Source organism: Bartonella harrusi (assembly GCF_024297065.1).
GTDB lineage: Bacteria > Pseudomonadota > Alphaproteobacteria > Rhizobiales > Rhizobiaceae > Bartonella > Bartonella harrusi.
In genome coordinates this window covers 2,072,429-2,087,107 of record NZ_CP101114.1, presented here as the reverse complement: position 1 = coordinate 2,087,107, position 14,679 = coordinate 2,072,429, and the positions used below count along the sequence as shown (strand labels likewise).

Annotated in this window: 15 protein-coding genes; 6 read left to right on the top strand and 9 right to left on the bottom strand. The window is 35.1% G+C overall.

Features of this window, described 5'->3' with window-relative positions:
• Positions 1 to 286 precede the first annotated feature (286 nt).
• Genes dnaQ through NMK50_RS09825 form a run of 5 tightly spaced genes read right to left on the bottom strand, consistent with a single transcriptional unit; the run spans position 287 to position 3,884 of the window.
• On the bottom strand, positions 287 to 994 hold the full coding sequence (gene dnaQ / locus NMK50_RS09845; RefSeq protein WP_254770311.1) for a DNA polymerase III subunit epsilon: 708 nt from the start codon (positions 992 to 994) through the stop codon (positions 287 to 289).
• Positions 995 to 998: 4 nt separating this feature from the next.
• Positions 999 to 1,586 (bottom strand): dephospho-CoA kinase, encoded by a 588-nt coding sequence (gene coaE / locus NMK50_RS09840; protein WP_254770310.1) that lies wholly within the window; start codon positions 1,584 to 1,586, stop codon positions 999 to 1,001.
• Complete coding sequence (locus NMK50_RS09835; RefSeq protein ID WP_254770309.1) at positions 1,583 to 2,464, bottom strand: shikimate dehydrogenase; 882 nt, start codon at positions 2,462 to 2,464, stop codon at positions 1,583 to 1,585. Before NMK50_RS09835 ends, coaE begins: the two co-directional genes overlap by 4 nt.
• A complete protein-coding gene (locus NMK50_RS09830; protein WP_254770308.1) occupies positions 2,457 to 3,053 on the bottom strand; it encodes a Maf family nucleotide pyrophosphatase in 597 nt (198 codons plus the stop codon). The genes NMK50_RS09835 and NMK50_RS09830 overlap by 8 nt, the downstream gene beginning before the upstream one ends.
• A gap of 6 nt (positions 3,054 to 3,059) precedes the next feature.
• Positions 3,060 to 3,884, bottom strand: coding sequence for a pyruvate, water dikinase regulatory protein (locus tag NMK50_RS09825; RefSeq protein ID WP_254770307.1), 825 nt, complete (start codon positions 3,882 to 3,884; stop codon positions 3,060 to 3,062).
• Positions 3,885 to 4,426: 542 nt separating this feature from the next.
• On the opposite strand from NMK50_RS09825, the gene rho reads away from it, so the two are divergent.
• The 6 genes from rho (at position 4,427) to NMK50_RS09795 (ending at position 11,406) form a co-directional block, all read left to right on the top strand.
• Positions 4,427 to 5,692 (top strand): transcription termination factor Rho, encoded by a 1,266-nt coding sequence (gene rho, locus NMK50_RS09820; RefSeq protein WP_254770306.1) that lies wholly within the window; start codon positions 4,427 to 4,429, stop codon positions 5,690 to 5,692.
• A gap of 29 nt (positions 5,693 to 5,721) precedes the next feature.
• Complete coding sequence (gene mnmE, locus NMK50_RS09815) at positions 5,722 to 7,029, top strand: tRNA uridine-5-carboxymethylaminomethyl(34) synthesis GTPase MnmE (RefSeq protein ID WP_254770305.1); 1,308 nt, start codon at positions 5,722 to 5,724, stop codon at positions 7,027 to 7,029.
• A gap of 109 nt (positions 7,030 to 7,138) precedes the next feature.
• Complete coding sequence (mnmG, locus tag NMK50_RS09810) at positions 7,139 to 9,007, top strand: tRNA uridine-5-carboxymethylaminomethyl(34) synthesis enzyme MnmG (RefSeq protein ID WP_254770304.1); 1,869 nt, start codon at positions 7,139 to 7,141, stop codon at positions 9,005 to 9,007.
• Positions 9,007 to 9,654, top strand: coding sequence for a 16S rRNA (guanine(527)-N(7))-methyltransferase RsmG (gene rsmG / locus NMK50_RS09805; protein ID WP_254770303.1), 648 nt, complete (start codon positions 9,007 to 9,009; stop codon positions 9,652 to 9,654). Before mnmG ends, rsmG begins: the two co-directional genes overlap by 1 nt.
• Before the next feature lie 6 nt (positions 9,655 to 9,660).
• Positions 9,661 to 10,458, top strand: coding sequence for a ParA family protein (locus NMK50_RS09800; RefSeq protein ID WP_254770302.1), 798 nt, complete (start codon positions 9,661 to 9,663; stop codon positions 10,456 to 10,458).
• Between the two features lie 42 nt (positions 10,459 to 10,500).
• A complete protein-coding gene (locus NMK50_RS09795) occupies positions 10,501 to 11,406 on the top strand; it encodes a ParB/RepB/Spo0J family partition protein (protein ID WP_254770301.1) in 906 nt (301 codons plus the stop codon).
• A gap of 41 nt (positions 11,407 to 11,447) precedes the next feature.
• Here NMK50_RS09795 and NMK50_RS09790 read toward each other — a convergent pair whose 3' ends face one another.
• The 4 genes from NMK50_RS09790 to ftsY all read right to left on the bottom strand — a co-directional run bounded on the left by NMK50_RS09790 (position 11,448) and on the right by ftsY (position 14,671).
• Positions 11,448 to 11,777, bottom strand: coding sequence for a hypothetical protein (locus tag NMK50_RS09790; RefSeq protein ID WP_254770300.1), 330 nt, complete (start codon positions 11,775 to 11,777; stop codon positions 11,448 to 11,450).
• A 145-nt stretch (positions 11,778 to 11,922) separates the two neighbouring features.
• On the bottom strand, positions 11,923 to 12,684 hold the full coding sequence (gene gloB, locus NMK50_RS09785) for a hydroxyacylglutathione hydrolase (protein WP_254770299.1): 762 nt from the start codon (positions 12,682 to 12,684) through the stop codon (positions 11,923 to 11,925).
• A 68-nt stretch (positions 12,685 to 12,752) separates the two neighbouring features.
• Entirely contained in the window at positions 12,753 to 13,442 is a 690-nt protein-coding gene (locus tag NMK50_RS09780) for a septation protein A (protein ID WP_254770298.1), read from the bottom strand.
• Entirely contained in the window at positions 13,439 to 14,671 is a 1,233-nt protein-coding gene (ftsY, locus tag NMK50_RS09775) for a signal recognition particle-docking protein FtsY (RefSeq protein ID WP_254770297.1), read from the bottom strand. The genes NMK50_RS09780 and ftsY overlap by 4 nt, the downstream gene beginning before the upstream one ends.
• Positions 14,672 to 14,679 lie beyond the last annotated feature (8 nt).

The window sequence follows — 14,679 nt, the reverse complement described above, 5'->3', positions numbered from 1 at the left end:
ACTTTTATACATTTTTTTACTTTGCATTTAAAAAATTATCGATTTGCCTCTAAAAAGCCATTTTTTCTTTTCATAAAGTATGAGTTCGTTGCATTAGTTAAGTACCTAGAGCTTTTCTTTGCTGTTACAGGATATAATAGCTTTCATTTTGCTCCTCCTATGATAGCTGAGGTACGATGTGACGACGTGGTCGTTGTGGTGTTCCCCTCCCCACAACGACCTTATTTTTAGGGATTTTGTTCTTCCTAGTTTTTTAAAGAGTTTTCTCAGAGAAAAAAAAGGAAAATTATTCAGGAATTTTGAAGTCATTCCACAAAACCTTTTCCCCCATTTTATTAATAAACGCAGCATGCATCCTTCTTTCCTGTGCACTTAATCTTGAAGGTAAAGCCTGTGGACGAGATTTCACCGCGTAGAGAATATCTTTGTCATTCTGGGTATTTTCTTCAACACCCCCTTTGTTATTAAAACCTAATACACCCTGTTTTCCACCAATGAGTTCAATATAAACATCGGCGAGAATCTCCGCATCAAGCAAAGCACCGTGAAGAATACGATGGCTATTATCAATTCCAAAACGTTTGCACAAAACATCCAGAGAATTTGGACCCATAGGAAATTTACGCCGTGCCATAGCCAATGTATCGAGAATATTATCAACACTGATGAGGGGTTTATTTACTCGGCCTAATTCTGCATTAAGAAAACCAATATCAAAACTCGCATTATGTGCAATCATCATTGCACCATTGATAAATTCTAAAAATTCATCGGCAATATCACTAAAACTTTTTTCATTCTTCAAGCGCTCATTGGTCAAACCATGAATTGCTACAACTTCATCAGGAATAATAACACCTTGTGGATTCAAATAAACGTGAAATTGGCGTCCTGTAAGATAACGATCAACCATCTCTACACAACCGATTTCAATTATGCGATCTTTCTCTTTATCTAAACCCGTTGTTTCTGTATCAAAAATAATCTCACGCATGACTTCAATTCTTTAGTAATTTTTTTATCACGTTTAAAACTTGTTGACGTGTATTCTCTAACTCTTTTCCTGTATCAATAACAAAATGAGCACGTTCTCGTTTTTTTTCATCAGGCATTTGTCTCGCATTAATAAAAGCAAATTTTTTTTCGTTCATATTTTGGCGAATCATAGCACGCTGTTTTTGTATTGCTGGTGGTGCTGAAACAACCACCACACTGTCTACACGTTTTTCACCATTTGTTTCAAAAAGAAGTGGAATATCAAGAACAACTAATCTTTCCCCCCGTTGGCGTGCCGTATCAGTAAATTCTTTTTCTTTTTTTTGTACCAAAGGATGAATTATTTTTTCTAATGTTTGTAATTTTTTATGATCGTTAATCAAAATCTCAGAAAGCTTTGAGCTATTAACTTTACCATTTTCAATAACACTAGGAAATGCACTCGCCATGAGCGATAAGGTTGGCTCACTCTCATAAAGTTGATGTACAGCATCATCAGCACTAAAAACGGAAACACCAGCTTGTCTAAAAAAATGAGCAACTGTTGATTTTCCCATAGCGATTGATCCGGTCAACCCTATAATTTTCATCTTATCTCTTCACCCATATCCTTTAAAATTGCTGTTCGTAGTTCCTTTGTTACCTGTGGCCTTATTCCAAACCACTGTTCAAAACCAGGAACAGCTTGATGTAAAAGCATACCAAGTCCATCTACTATCTTTAAACCATGATCTCTTGCTTTTTGTAAAAAAGGCGTTATCAATGGTGTGTAAACAATATCCGTTACTAATGCTGTTGTCTTTGCTTTATGAAAATCACAAGAAAAAGAATCACTTTTTTTTTCATGAGAGTTTGTCATACCTACCGAAGTCGTATTAACAATTAAATCAGCTTGGTAAAGTATTTCATCAGCATAACACCAATCGTGAACCTCAACCGGTTTCCCGAAATGCTCTGCTAAATTATCAGCACGTTGTTTTGTACGATTAAGCAATAAAATCCTTTCAAATCCACTTTTTATTAAAGCATATAAGATAGCGCAGGCAGCACCACCCGCACCAAAAACAAGTGCTGTTTCACCACCCCACCCAGGGGAAAAATCATCAAGATTGGCACTAAAACCATAAGCATCACTATTGGTTGCACAAAGTTTATTCCCTTCATACCACAGTGTGTTAACAGCACCAATTCTTATCGCTACATTGTCTTTATAATCTGCTAAATGAAAAGCTTCTTTTTTATAGGGTAAAGTAACATTTCCCCCACAAAAACCTCTTCTCTTTATAGATGTAAAAAAATCCCTAAATTCTCCAGGAGCTACTTCTTGAGCCAAATATTCACCTCGTAAATTATATTGTTTAAGCCAAAAATTGTGTATTTTTGGTGATTTTGAATGGTGAATAGGTGTACCAACAACAAAAGCACGTGGAAAAATTGTTTTTTTACACTGTGTTGTCATATCAATCATCAATAGTCCCTAAATGTCGTAATTTTATTAATAAAGGCAATAATGGTAAACCAAGAATAGTAAAAAAATCTCCATCAATTTTTTCAAAAAGTTGGATTCCTTCCCCTTCAATTTGATAGACTCCCACACTGTTTAAAATATCTGTCCCAACACGTGCTAAATAACATTCAATAAAATCTGATGAAAGAGAACGAACTGTCATATGTGCACTAAAAGCTTCACTCCAAATTTCTTCACCATTTTTAAATAAAGCCACTGCACTATGAAGAGAATGTATTTTTCCTGATAAATCACGTAAACGTTGATGCGCTTGCTTTTTATTTGTAACTTTATGAAAAACTTGTCCTTCTAAATCAAGCACTTGGTCACAACCAATGACTAAAGCATTAGGAAAGCGATTAGAAACATTTTTTGCTTTTGCGCTTGCAAGAAAACAACTCAATTTTTTAGGATCTTTTGTTTTTGTTGTTTTTTCTATTTCTCTTTCATCAAAGGAAGCTCCTTCAATGAAAAAATTTAAACCTGCTTTTTTCAATAATTGTGCACGATAAGAACTAAGAGATGCTAATATTAACGTATCTACTATCATTTTTTCTCATTTTCCTTCACGGAATCGTGACAAAAGTTCAAATATAGCAGCAGCTGTTTCTTCAATAGAGCGTCTCGTAACATCAATAATTGGCCAACCAAAACGTTCACAAATGCGTTTTGCATAGGTTAATTCTTCAGCTATGCTAATTCTATCCGTGTAACTTTCAATAGTAGAACACTCTCCCAAATCTCGATTTTTACGAATATGTGAGATTCTTTCAGCTGAAGCAATTAAACCAATAACTAAAGCATTTTTTGCTTCTAAAATGGCTTCTGGTAAATCAATCCCTGGAATAAGAGGAATGTTCGCTGTTTTAATTCCACGATTTGCTAAATAAATACTGGTCGGTGTTTTAGAGGTTCTTGAAATTCCTACAAGTATCACATCTGCACCTGATAAATCACTAGAAGATTGTCCATCATCATGCTCTATTGTAAAATCCAATGCATCAATACGACGAAAGTAATCTGCATTGAGATCATGCTGTGCACTCGCGCGTAAATTTGTTGGCATTCCAAGATAAGACTGAAAAGCATCGAGAACAGGATGTAATATGTCAATACAGGGAATTTTTATTTGTTCACATCTTCTTCTAAGAAACAATTTAATTTTTTTATCAATAATTGTGTAAAGAACAATACCTGGCTCTTGTTGTATCTCATCAAGAGCCCTTTGTAACTGTGCTTCATTACGAATCATAGGATAGATATGCTCTGCAGCATGACACATCGTGTATTGTGATGCAACCGCCCTTCCAACAGAGATTAATGTTTCCCCTGTTGCATCAGAAAGCATGTGTAAATGAAAGAATTTTTTTTCTTTTGTCACAAAAAAATTAACTCCTTGTTAATAGATGTGTATATATAATCGCTCATTTTTATAAAACTAAAATTTAACGAAAAACTTCTCTTTTTATGCACAAACTGAGTAGTTGTGATAATTTAATTTCCTCTTATGTGAAAACAACGGGGATAAATCCTTTAAGATTATGTTATGACTGTTTTTTTTCTTTTATATTTGTGTATAAAAATGAGGATAAAAAATTATAAATAATAATTCCCGTTAAACACATATATAAATAATAAAAATCCTCTTTAATAATCTATAATTTTTTATAAAAAATATGGAAAAATAATTTTTAATGATATAGAATTATTCTATATTTCTTATGAGAATTAATTTTAAATGTGGTTTTTATTAAGTAATATTTTAATTTTTAATGATATAAATTTAGTTAATATACTACTACAATAATTCATGTAAATGATACTTGCAGATCACAAAAATTGAGTGTAAAACTTTCTTTTCTTATAATAATTTTTCATTTTTATTCTAAGGACAATTCTCCCATCATTTAAAGAGCGTATTTCATGCAAGAAATGAAACTACAAGAACTTAAAAGTAAAAATCCCGTTGAACTTGTTTCTTTTGCTGAAACATTGGAAGTTGAAAATGCTTCCTTGATGCGCAAACAAGAATTAATGTTCGCTATTTTGAAAAAACTTGCTTCACAAGATGTAGAAATTATTGGAGAGGGAGTTGTTGAAGTTCTACAAGATGGATTTGGTTTTTTGCGATCTGCTGATGCCAATTATCTTCCAGGACCTGATGATATTTACCTTTCTCCTGCGCAAATTCAGTCTTTTTCTTTAAAAACAGGTGATACGATTGAAGGTCCTATACGGAGCCCAAAAGAAGGTGAACGTTATTTTGCCCTTCTTAAAATTAATACAATCAATTTTGAAGATCCTGAAAAAATTCGTTATAAAATTCATTTTGATAATCTTACACCTCTTTATTCAAACGAACGTTTTCAGATGGAGATACAAAATCCTACAGAAAAGGATATGTCATCACGGGTAATTGATTTAATATCTCCATTAGGAAAGGGACAGAGAGGATTAATTGTTGCTCCTCCTCGAACAGGAAAAACGGTTTTACTTCAAAATATTGCTCATTCTATCACAACTAATCATCCTGAATGTTATCTTATTGTTCTTTTAATTGATGAACGACCAGAAGAAGTTACTGATATGCAGCGTTCTGTAAAAGGGGAAGTTGTTTCTTCTACTTTTGACGAACCAGCAATACGTCATGTTCAAGTGGCTGAGATGGTTATTGAAAAAGCAAAACGTCTTGTTGAATATGGACGTGATGTTGTTATTCTTCTCGATTCTATCACACGCCTTGGACGTGCCTATAATACGGTTGTTCCTTCATCAGGTAAAGTTTTGACAGGTGGTGTGGATGCAAATGCGCTACAGCGTCCTAAACGTTTTTTTGGTGCTGCACGTAATATTGAAGAAGGTGGATCTTTAACCATTATTGCTACAGCTTTGATTGACACTGGTAGTCGTATGGATGAGGTTATTTTTGAAGAATTTAAAGGAACAGGTAATTCAGAAATTGTTCTTGATCGTAAAGTTGCTGATAAGCGTATTTTCCCAGCTATGGATATTTTAAAATCTGGAACACGTAAGGAAGAGCTTTTAGTTGCACGACAAGATTTACATAAGATTTTCGTACTTCGTCGTATTTTAACACCCATGAATGTAACTGATGCGATTGAATTCTTAATCGATAAATTAAAACAAACAAAAAACAATAGTGAATTTTTTGACTCAATGAATACATAGAAATATTAAGTTTTTTTAGGATATAACCTGTGGATACAATCTTTGCTGTTTCGAGTGGATTGTTGCCTTCAGGGGTTGCAGTCATCCGGCTTTCTGGTCCTCATGTTGTGAATATTGTTAAGACGCTTTGTGGTTATTTACCTAAAGCGCGGTTTATGCATTACGGAAATCTTATTGCTCGTGATGGGAGTTTTTTAGATTCTGCTTTGACTGTTTTTTTTCCTGCTCCTCATAGTTTTACGGGAGAGGATTGTGCAGAGTTTCATTTACATGGAGGAAAGGCTGTTGTTAGTCGTTTTCTTGATGAATTATCTACATTTTCTGGATGTCGTCTTGCTGAAGCGGGTGAGTTTTCACGTCGTGCCTTTATGGAGGGAAAATTAGATCTTGTTCAAGCAGAGGGGCTTGCTGATTTAATAGAGGCAGAAACGGAAAGTCAGCGACGTTTAGCTATTATGGGGACAAGTGGGTGTTTAACAGCGCTTTATCGTGATTGGCGTCATAAACTTATGAAAGCACGTGCTTTTATTGAAGCAGAACTTGATTTTGTTGATGAGGCTGATATTCCTAATGCTATATCTGATAGAATTTGGAAAGATATGGAACATCTTTGTGCTTCTCTTCGAGAGCATATTGATGATGGGGAGCGTGCAAGTGTTTTGCGTGATGGGTTAAAAATTGTTATTGCTGGTGCTCCAAATTCTGGAAAATCAAGTATTATGAATCGTTTAGCTGGGAGATCTGTTTCTATAGTGACAGAAGAAGCAGGAACGACACGTGATGCTTTAGAAATGAGACTTATTCTTGGTGGTTTACCTGTTTTTTTAACTGATACTGCGGGTTTAAGAGAAACAGAAAATAAAATAGAAAAATTAGGAATAGAAGTTGCTAAGCGGCATATTAGGGATGCTGATTTGGTTGTTTTAGTTTATGATATAGGTAATTCAAAAGAAGTTAATTTACCAGAAACATCAGCTGAAATATGGTGTGTTGGTAATAAGCTTGACCTTTATGAAGAAGATGAAAAGCTTTTTTCTATAAGATTTTCTGCATTAACTGGTTTAAATTTTGACGGTTTTATTAAGGAATTGGAATCATTTTGTTCACGTCGTGCTTCTGAAATTGGAAATCTTGTTCCTGCACGTAAAAGACAACTTCAATTATTAAAAGAGGCTGTTAAAGAAATTGAGGCTTCTGTGAATTATACTTTTCTTGATTTAAGTTTACGTGCTGAACATCTTCGTCGTGCGAGTGATTTTCTTGGAAAAATTACTGGCGATATAGATGTTGAAGATTTGCTTGATATTATTTTTTCAGAATTTTGTGTTGGTAAATAATGATTCACGTGAAACATTGATTATTTTAATAGACACATTTTAAAGATTATGTATTTTATACCTTGTTTCACGTGAAACTTTGAAATGGTTATTTATGGAATGAATTCTGATGCAATTTTATGATGTTATTGTTGTTGGAGGTGGTCATGCAGGCTGTGAAGCGGCTTCAGCTTCAGCGCGTGTTGGTGCACGGACAGCTCTTATTACTCATAAAATATCAGCAATAGGAACAATGTCATGTAATCCTGCTATTGGTGGGCTTGGAAAAGGGCATCTTGTTCGTGAAATTGATGCATTGGATGGTCTCATGGGGAAAGTAGCAGATGCTGCTGGAATTCAATTTAGACTTCTTAATCGACGTAAAGGACCAGCAGTAAGAGGACCTCGTACACAGGCCGATAGAAAACTCTATAAAAAAGCAATACAGAAATTTTTGCAAGAACAAGATAATCTCGTTCTCGTTGAAGATGAAGTTGTTGATCTGATTATTAAAGATGATAGTGTTTCAGGTGTTGTTTTAAAAAATCAAGGAATATTTCTTTCTGGTGCTGTTGTTTTAACAACAGGTACGTTTTTAAATGGTTTTATTCATATTGGGGATAAAACATGGGCTGCTGGTCGTATGGGGGATAAGTCAAGTGTACAACTTGCTGAACGTTTAAAAAGTTATAATATAAATCTTGGAAGATTAAAAACAGGAACACCTGCACGTCTTAATAAAAAAACAATTGATTGGGAGTCTCTTCAAAAACAGCAAGCTGATGAAGATCCAGTTCCCTTTTCTCTTTTAACAGAAAAAATTGAACAACCACAAATTGAATGTGCAATAACACGTACAAATACGCAAACACATAAAATTATTTGTGAAAATATTCATCGATCTGCTTTATATTCTGGGAATATTGAAGGGGTAGGACCACGTTATTGTCCTTCTGTTGAAGATAAAATTGTTAAATTTGGAGAACGTGATGGACATCAAATCTTCTTGGAACCTGAAGGATTGGATGATGATACTGTTTATCCAAATGGTCTTTCTACCTCTCTTCCTGAAGAGGTACAAATTTCTTTTTTGAGGACTATTGAAGGTTTGGAAAATGCTGAGATTATACAACCCGGTTATGCTATTGAATATGATTTTGTTAATCCACAACAATTAAATAAAACATTAGAGTTGCGCTCTTTACCAGGATTATTTTTAGCTGGTCAAATTAATGGTACAACAGGATATGAAGAAGCAGCAGCACAAGGTCTTTTAGCTGGATTAAATGCCGCACGTAAGGTTGGTAAATTAGAGGAAATATTTATAAGTCGTTCTACAGCTTATATTGGTGTTATGGTAGATGATTTAGTTTCACGTGGCGTTTGTGAACCTTATCGAATGTTCACATCACGTGCTGAGTTTCGTTTGTCTTTGCGATCTGATAATGCTGATGTTAGATTAACACCTTTAGCACAACAATGGGGTATTGTGAGTAAAGTCCGTTGGGATTGTTATAAACAAAAGCAACAGCGTCTTGAACAAGCACGATCAATATGTCAGGCGCTTTTTCTAACTCCTAACGAAGCTTCTGCTTATGGATTACAAGTTAATCAAGATGGCGTTCGGCGTTCGGCTTATGATTTCCTTGCTTATCCTCATATAACCATAGAGCGTCTTTCACAATTTTGGCCACAATTACAAGCAATTGACTCTAAAACTGTTGAAGCCTTAGAAATTGAAGCACAATATGCAGTTTATTTAGAGAGACAAGCGCAAGATATAGCTTCTCTTCAGCGTGATGAACGTCTAGAAATACCCTCTTCTCTTGATATTCAATCAATTTCAGGTCTGTCAAATGAATTGAAGACAAAAATTCAACAACTCTCACCGCGTTCAATTGCAGATGCTCAAAAAATTGATGGAATGACGCCAGCAGCATTATCCCTTATTATTACCTATATTCAACGCCAACGACGAGAAAAGGCTAAATCAGCTTAATGGATGTCTCTACAGAACAAAAATATCAAGCGCTCTTAAATATTGTTCCTTCTGTTTCACGTGAAACGATGGAAAATTTAATACAATTTGAAAAATTAATAACGCAGTGGAATTCGCATATTAATCTCGTATCTCATGCGACAATACCAGTTCTATGGACACGCCATATCTTGGATTGTGCGCAAATTTACCCCCTATACAGTGATTTTTTGCATTGGTGTGATCTTGGATCAGGTGGTGGATTTCCCGCAATCGTTATTGCTATTTTTTTGAAAGAAAAAAAAATAGGGCATATTGATCTTGTTGAGAGCAATGGAAAAAAAGTCGCTTTTTTGCGAACAGTTATTGCTCAACTTAATCTTCCAGCAAAAGTTTATCACTGTAGAATTGAAGATATATATAAAAAAATAAATATGCCAGAGATTATAACAGCGCGAGGATTAGCCTCTCTTGATATTCTCTTACAGCTTATTTTTCCGCTATTAACAAAAAAAACAATAGCTCTTTTGCAAAAAGGTCGGGATTACGCTACAGAAATAAAAAATGCCTCTGCCAATTGGCAGTTTGATCTGCTAAAACATAAAAGTAAAATTGATGAAAATTCTGTTATTTTAGAAATTTCTCATGTTCGATCATATAGAGGGTAAAGCAAAATGAGCGAAACACGGATCATCGCTATTGCAAACCAAAAGGGTGGAGTCGGAAAAACAACCACTGCAATTAACCTTGCAACAGCTTTGGCAGCGATTGGCGAAAATGTTCTCATTATGGATATTGATCCGCAAGGGAATGCAAGTACAGGATTAGGAATTGATCGTAATAGCCGTCCTTTATCTTCTTATGATGTGCTTATTTCAGGAATCTCAGTCACACAAGCAGCTTTGGAAACAGCTGTTCCAAATCTTCATATTGTTCCCTCTACACTTGATCTTTTGGGTGTAGAAATGGAAATTGCTTCCTCACAAGATCGTATACAACGATTACGTAAAGCTCTCTGTGATGATCCAAAGATGGAAAAAAAATACAGTTATATTCTCATTGATTGTCCTCCGTCTCTTAATCTTCTCACACTTAATGCTATGGGAGCTGCTGATTCTGTTTTAGTGCCTATGCAGTGCGAATTTTTAGCACTTGAAGGATTAAGCCAATTACTTGAAACAGTAAAACAGGTGCGATCTATTCTTAATCCGTCTCTAGAAATTCAGGGTATTGTCCTAACAATGTATGATGGACGTAATAATCTTTCGAATCAAGTTGTTCAAGATGTGCGCTCTTTTATGGGAGATAAAGTTTATCGCACCGTCATTCCACGAAATGTGCGAGTATCAGAAGCGCCTTCTTTTGGTAAACCAGTGTTGCTTTACGATTTAACATGCGCTGGCAGTCAGGCTTACTTGCGTCTCGCTTCGGAAGTCATTCAACGCGAAAAACAAGCACATGCCGCTGCTTAAAAATATAAATAATTTTTATAAGAAAACGCAAAGAGAAAAACTATGAATGATGATCAATCAAAAAAAAGACTGGGCCGTGGATTAGCGGCATTAATTGGGGATATCAGTTTAAACAATGATTTTACACGTTCATCAAATACTGACAAATTTACAGAGTCCACTACAGTATCCTCTGTTTCTGAACGATTTGTTCCACTTGAATCTATTTCGTGCAATCCACATAATCCACGACGTCATTTTACCGATTCGGAACTCGATAATTTAGCGCAATCAATTCGCCAACACGGTGTTGTTCAACCTGTTATTGTAAGACCCTCTCGTGACAATCCTCACCGGTTTGAGTTGATTGCTGGCGAAAGACGGTGGCGGGCGGCACAACGAGCCAATTTAAGTAAATTACCAGTCATTGTTCGCGATGTAGATGATAAGACAGCTTTGGAATTGGCAATTATTGAAAATGTTCAACGTGCCGACCTTAATCCTATTGAAGAGGCAATGGGGTATGAAATTTTACTCAATGAACATGGATATACGCAAGCTGATTTGGCACAAGTTATTGGAAAAAGCCGGAGCCATGTTGCGAATACGCTTCGTTTATTAAAACTTCCACAAAAAGTGCAACAATTTTTGACGGATGGGCAACTTTCAGCAGGTCATGCACGTTGTCTTATCACTGTCGATAATCCGCAAGATTTGGCTGAAAAAATTATTTGTGAAGGGCTCTCTGTACGTCAAACGGAAATACTTGCCTATGAACAGGCAAATCCTAAAGTTAAAAAAAGAACTGTCGTGGAAAAAGATACAGAAACAAAATCTTTAGAAAAATTACTTGCAGATGTTATTGGAATGAAAGTCATTATCCGGCACGGTAAAAAAGGTGGTGATCTAAAAATACATTATTCTTCTTTAGAGCAATTGGATGATATTTGTCGACGTTTGCAAAGTTAAATTCATTTTTTTAAAAGAGATAAGCTATTTACAACTCCCTTTTAAAATAACAAGCATTCTATATAAATTTTTTTACCAAATTGCAGATTGCTTAAAAATACAGATTTTTTTTTCAGGAGAAGAAAAAAATTTCCCCTTTTAAGGTCTTCAGGGGAAGATTCGTTTAAAAGTTCTGTTACTGTTGCTTGAATTGCCAAATTACCAAGAGCGAAATCTCTTGCTGTGATATTATTTTTTCTTAAAAGAGCCATAAGTTTTGGTTGATCAGAAATAAGAGCAATAAAACCTTTAAGATTATTCTCATAACTCTTATGAGATGTTGTTGGCTTTTCTGGTGGTAAGTTTTTACAGTCCTTTTCAATTTTTTCCATTTTTAAAAGGAAATTTTCTGTTAAGGTATAGTTTTCTATAACATATGGAAAATCAAACGCGTTGTTTTTTCATTTACTGTTGTCATTTGGGTGTATAAAGCAAAAAGAAAAAGGAAAAACAAATTGTATACAAATCTAAACATAGCTAGAAATTATCCTTTCTTCTTCGGATTTCAGAAAAGACTTCTTCGTCTGTTTGGTTTTCCATCGCAAGTTCTCTTCGCAGAATGTCACTATCCCAACGAAGAAAGGGATTGGTAGCTTTTTCTTGCCCTAGGGTTACTGGTAAAGTCATAGCTTTTTTTGCGCGTAATAATGAAACTTCTTCCACTCTTTGATGGAGTTTTTGATTGTGTGGGTCAATTGTTAATGCGAAAAGAGCATTGGTTTTGGTGTATTCATGGCCACAATAGAGAAGCGTTTCATCGGGAAGTTGACGAAGCTTTTTTAAAGAGTTCAACATTTGTGAAGGTGTTCCTTCAAAAAGACGTCCACAACCAAGTGAAAAGAGCGTATCTCCAGCAAAAAGAATACCCTCTTCGGGAAAATAATAAGATAATGCACCTAAAGTATGGCCAGGTGTTGAAAGCGCTAAAAGTGGGCACGTGCCAAAGAAAAAAATTTCATCAGGTTGCAGTGTTTGATCAAGATGATTGATTTTTTCTTTCTCTTTTTCCGGTCCAATCACTACAGCGTTATAAATTTGTTTTAACTCTTCCAGTGCTTCTACATGGTCATAATGATGATGCGTGATAAAAATAGTTTGAAGTGTCCAGTTGCGGCGTTTTATGGCTCTTTGAATTGCATTGCTTTCTGGTGCATCAATTGCTGCTGTATAACCGCTTTTTTCGTCATGAATGAGTACACCAAAATTATTTTCTCGACAGATGAACTGTTCAATTAACACACATTCTCTCCATAGATAGTGTATGGCAATGAATTTACAAAATAATTTATAGTAATGGAAGTGTTGTTTTAAGAATTAGATTTATCCTCTTCTGTAAAAAGACCCTGTGAATGTTTGATGATAAGAGGCATCTGAGTAATCATGAAAAGAACTGTTATGGGCATAACACCAAATACTTTAAAACTTGTCCAAAAGTTATCGCTAAAGTTACGCCAAACAATTTCATTTAAAAGAGCAAGAAAAATGAAAAAAAATGCCCAGCGATATGTGAGTTTTTGCCATCCTAAATCGTCAAGTTTTAATGTAGAATCAAGGGCGTAACGCAAAAGTGGTTTCTTAAAAAACATACCACCAAAAAGAATAAGGGCAAATAAGATGTTAATGATTGTTGGCTTCATCTTTATAAAAGTGTCATTATGAAGCCAAAGAGTTAAAAATCCAAAGACCAGAACAAATATTCCTGAAACGAGAGGCATTATGGGAATTTTTCGTGCAATGATCCATGATAAGCTTAGTGCAACTATGATTGCTACCATGAAAATAGCTGTTGCAGGGAAAATAGGTTTACTAAAATTTTTGAAAATCCCAATATTATTTATCAACCACTCACCCTTGTAATTAGCAAGGAAAAAAATAACCAACGGCCCCATTTCTAAGAGAAATTTAAGAGTGGGTGAAAGAGAAGATTTTTGATTATCGTTGGTCTTCTTTGAATTAAAGTTATTATGCGAATGAGGTTTAAATGAAGTTTTTTTCATGCGTGCCTTCCTGCAATAGTTTCGGCAAATTCAGAAGCAGAAAAAGGTTGAAGATCCTCTATATTCTCTCCTATACCGATAAAATAAACGGGTAATTTGTATTTTGCTGCGATGGCAACAAGAATTCCTCCCCGTGCAGTACCATCGAGTTTTGTCATGATGAGACCATTAACGCCAGCAATGTCACGGAAAATATTCACTTGATTGAGTGCGTTTTGTCCAGTGGTTGCATCAAGCGTTTGAAGAATTGTATGGGGCGCTTGGGGAGAGTGTTTACTTAAAACACGAATAATTTTTGCTAATTCGTCCATCAATTCTGTTTTATTTTGTAGGCGTCCTGCTGTATCAATAATCAAGACATCACTGTTTGCTTTTTTTGCTTTTTCATAAGCATCAAATGCTAGGCTTGCAGCATCCGCTCCTAGTTTAGTTGAAATAACAGGAGATCCTGTACGTTCACCCCAAATATGGAGTTGTTCAATAGCAGCAGCACGGAATGTATCACCAGCAGCGAGCATAACTTTTAATCCTCCTGCGGTGAGTTTTGCCGCAAGTTTTCCAATAGTTGTCGTTTTTCCAGTACCATTTACACCTACGAGTAAAATAACATGAGGTTTATGATTAAGGTCAAGTTCTAATGGAATTGCAACAGGCTCTAACACTTTTTTTATTTCTCCAGCTATGATGGCATGAATGTCATTTGGAGATAAATTTTTCTCATAACGATTAGAAGCCAAAATATCAGTAATACGTGTGGCTGTTTCTACACCAAGATCAGCTTGAATAAGAATATCTTCCAATTCTTGTAAGGTCTCTTCATCAAGTTTTCCCTTAATAAAAAGGTCTCCAATCGACCCGCTTAAGCGTTGTGAAGAAAGGGCTAATCCTTTTTTTAGACGCTCAAACCATGCTGTTTTTTTCTGTTCAATAGAAGATATAGATGAAAATTCCTCAATTTTCTTTTCACTGATTTTATTTGTGATAATTATTTTTCCAAAATGTGGTGCAAAAGATGGATTTTTCTCAGCACATTTTTCAGATGTTGTCTTTTGATTAGCCGCCTGTTTTTCTTGTTCTCTCTCTATAAAGGGTTGATCATTTTTTATGTCTTTATTTTTGTATTCACTTTCTTGTACCGTATCTGCTTCATGAGGAATGGAAACGTGTTCTCTTTCCTGTTGTTTAGATTTGTTAAAAGAAAATATTTTTTTGATAAAAGATTTTTTCATAAAGTTTT

What these genes read in the sequence shown, in the direction of transcription:
- ftsY (WP_254770297.1), bottom strand. Translation starts at nt 14,671, where the DNA reads ATGAAAAAATCTTTTATCAAAAAAATATTTTCTTTTAACAAATCTAAA.
- coaE (WP_254770310.1), bottom strand. Translation starts at nt 1,586, where the DNA reads ATGAAAATTATAGGGTTGACCGGATCAATCGCTATGGGAAAATCAACA.
- mnmG (WP_254770304.1), top strand. Translation starts at nt 7,139, where the DNA reads ATGCAATTTTATGATGTTATTGTTGTTGGAGGTGGTCATGCAGGCTGT.
- rsmG (WP_254770303.1), top strand. Translation starts at nt 9,007, where the DNA reads ATGGATGTCTCTACAGAACAAAAATATCAAGCGCTCTTAAATATTGTT.
- NMK50_RS09800 (WP_254770302.1), top strand. Translation starts at nt 9,661, where the DNA reads ATGAGCGAAACACGGATCATCGCTATTGCAAACCAAAAGGGTGGAGTC.
- NMK50_RS09830 (WP_254770308.1), bottom strand. Translation starts at nt 3,053, where the DNA reads ATGATAGTAGATACGTTAATATTAGCATCTCTTAGTTCTTATCGTGCA.
- NMK50_RS09790 (WP_254770300.1), bottom strand. Translation starts at nt 11,777, where the DNA reads ATGGAAAAAATTGAAAAGGACTGTAAAAACTTACCACCAGAAAAGCCA.
- rho (WP_254770306.1), top strand. Translation starts at nt 4,427, where the DNA reads ATGCAAGAAATGAAACTACAAGAACTTAAAAGTAAAAATCCCGTTGAA.
- NMK50_RS09780 (WP_254770298.1), bottom strand. Translation starts at nt 13,442, where the DNA reads ATGAAAAAAACTTCATTTAAACCTCATTCGCATAATAACTTTAATTCA.
- NMK50_RS09795 (WP_254770301.1), top strand. Translation starts at nt 10,501, where the DNA reads ATGAATGATGATCAATCAAAAAAAAGACTGGGCCGTGGATTAGCGGCA.
- dnaQ (WP_254770311.1), bottom strand. Translation starts at nt 994, where the DNA reads ATGCGTGAGATTATTTTTGATACAGAAACAACGGGTTTAGATAAAGAG.
- NMK50_RS09835 (WP_254770309.1), bottom strand. Translation starts at nt 2,464, where the DNA reads ATGATTGATATGACAACACAGTGTAAAAAAACAATTTTTCCACGTGCT.